Below are 2,504 nucleotides of genomic sequence, written 5' to 3'. Positions count from 1 at the left end.
TCGCGGGGCCAGGGCGGCACGCCGAGCCGGCCCGCGGGACGCCGCTTCCACCACATCGCCGCGGCGGTGATCGAGAGCAGGATCGTCGCGAGGCAGAAGGCCAGCATCGCGAGCTGGTTGGCGCGGCCCCAGAGATCGCCCTTGTGGAGGCCGATCCCGTACTGGATCGCCCGCCCCACCCCGCCGATGTCGGAGAACCGCACATCGACGAGGGGTCTTCCGGTGTACTGGTCGAGGGAGATCAGGCGCTGGCGGCTCACGGCGCGCGGATAGGCGGCCGCGGCGTAGACGTCCGTGCCGCCGGCCGGCAGCGCGACCTCGAAGCCCGCCGGCATGCCGAGCCCGTGCAGGATCGCCACCGCCCGGTCGATCCCGATCGCCACCAAGGGGTCCTGTGGCCGCGAGAGCGGAACCGGCGCGTCCTGCATCGTCCATCCGGCGGCGCTCACCCGCTCGCCCATCGGGACGGCGGAGACCGCCTTGTCGGCCCAGAGCGCCCGCGGCTGGCCGAGGCCTGCCGCGTTCGACCAGGTCCTGAGCTGGGCGCCCCAGACGATCGACCACGGCAGGCCGGTCGCGGCCAGGAAGACGAGGCCGGCGCCGGCCACCAGCCCGGTGACGGCGTGAAGGTCGCGCCACCAGACCCTTTGCGCCGGCCCTGCGCGGATCGTGACCACCCCGCCGCCTCGGCCCCGCGGCCACCAGAGATAGGCTCCGGTCGCCACGAGGATGATGGCGAAGCCCGCCACCACCTCGACGACGCCGTTGGCGACCGGCCCGAAATAGGCGAGGCTGTGCAGCCGCCGCACGACCATCATGAGTTCCCGGTCGGCCGCGACCCGGTCGAGCACGTCGCCGGTGTAGGGATTCAGAAAGACCAGGATGCGGCGTCCGTCCTCGACGAGCGTCACCACCGCGGATGCGGTCGCGTCGGCCGGCTCCGTGAAGGTCGCGGCCTCGGCGTCGGGAGCGGTCTCCAGGGCGTTGAAGATCAGCCGGTCCGGACTCAGGGGCGCCGTGGCCTCGGCCGCGACGACGGTCCGGGCCGCGAACAGGGTCGCGTTGATCTCGTCCTTGAACAGGTAGATCGCCCCCGTGGCCGAGAGCAGGATCAGGAACGGCAGGCAGAGCAGGCCGGCGTAGAAATGCCAGCGCCAGACCGCCCTGTAGACGGCGTCGCGCATGTTCGGTCGCGGTCCGCCGACCTGCTTCGCCCGGCCGCTCACAGGATGGCCTGGATCTGCCGGAGGGCGAGCCCGTGCCCGGCCGCGAGGTCGAGCGGGCCGACGAAGGCGCCGTCGCGGTCCATCAGGTAGACCATCAGCGTGTGCTCGAGGGTGTAGTCGCCCCCCGGCAGCGGGACCTTCTTGGAGAACACGCGGTAGGACCGCGCCACCCGGTCGATCTCCGCGCGGGTTCCGGTCAGCCCCGTGATCGAATCGCTGAACGAGCCCATGTAGTCGCGCAGCACCGCGACGTCGTCGCGCTCGGGATCGAGGGTGATGTAGTAGGCGCCGATGTCGCCGCCGGCCTTGTGCAGGTCGTCGATCAGGTTGGTCAGGTCGGCCAGCGTCGTCGGGCAGACGTTCGGGCAGCGGGTGAACCCGAAGAACACCAGGAAGGGCTTGCCGGCGAGCGTCGCCGAATCGAGGATCCCGCCCTTGGACGATTGCAGCCGGAACGGGCCGCCGACCACGGACATCGCCGGCTTGGCGGGGCCGCGCGGCAGGCTCGCCACCACGCCCCCGGCGATGCCGAGGATGCCGACGAGCACCACCGCCAGGATGCCGTAGCCCGCCCGGCGCTGGGCCGGCGTGACGGGAGGCGGATCAGTGGCCATGGTCGTGGCCGGCCGCCCCGTGGCCGCCCTCCCCGTGGCCGCCCTCGGGAGCCTTCGCGCCGATCGCCTCCACCGCGAACTCGACCGGGACGGTCCCCGCCTTCTCGAACTGCAGCGTGCCCTTGACGCGCTCGCCCTTCTTCAGGGGGGCCTGCAGGTCCACGAACATCATGTGGTAGCCGCCCGGCGCGAGCGTCACCGTGGCGCCCGGCGCGATGACCAGGCCGCCCGCGACCGGGGCCATCTTCATCACCGTGCCGTCCATCGTCATCGAATGGATCTCGACGTGGTCGGCCCCGGTCACCGAGGCGCCGAGCAGCGTGTCCGGCGTGGTGCCGGTGTTGGTGACGCTGAGGTAGCCGCCGCCGACCTTGGCGCCGTTCGGCGTCGCCCGCGTCCAGGGGTGGGCGATCGCGAGCGCGCCGGCCTTGTACTCGTGGGCGCCGGCGGGGACCGCGAGCAGCGCGAGGGCGACGAGGGAACCGGTCGCGAGAAAGCGGGACAGGGTGGACATGGGATATCTCCGGGAAGGGGATGGGTCGATGGCGGCCGTGCACGGCCGAACGGATTCGAAGGGGGCGGCGTCCGGGCGGACCGGTTCGGGCGGAGCGCGACGGCGACGCGTCGGGCTCGCACGCCGCATCGGTCGGGGCGGAGCCGAAGC

Annotated in this window: 3 protein-coding genes; all 3 read right to left on the bottom strand. The window is 72.6% G+C overall.

The features are described 5' to 3' along the window. Positions 1 to 1,184 (bottom strand): PepSY domain-containing protein (locus FV222_RS23040; protein WP_147815728.1); only part of this gene is annotated, 1,184 nt, incomplete at its 3' end. A 38-nt stretch (positions 1,185 to 1,222) separates the two neighbouring features. Then, a complete protein-coding gene (locus tag FV222_RS23035; protein WP_147754717.1) occupies positions 1,223 to 1,840 on the bottom strand; it encodes an SCO family protein in 618 nt (205 codons plus the stop codon). Continuing rightward, positions 1,830 to 2,354: a copper chaperone PCu(A)C gene (locus tag FV222_RS23030; protein ID WP_147754718.1), complete on the bottom strand. Its 525-nt coding sequence runs from the start codon at positions 2,352 to 2,354 to the stop codon at positions 1,830 to 1,832. The genes FV222_RS23035 and FV222_RS23030 overlap by 11 nt, the downstream gene beginning before the upstream one ends. Positions 2,355 to 2,504 lie beyond the last annotated feature (150 nt).

The organism is Methylobacterium sp. WL103 (genome assembly GCF_008039885.1).
GTDB lineage: Bacteria > Pseudomonadota > Alphaproteobacteria > Rhizobiales > Beijerinckiaceae > Methylobacterium > Methylobacterium cerastii.
The sequence above is the reverse complement of the archived record's forward strand: the minus strand, read 5'-3'. Positions and strand labels throughout refer to the sequence as shown.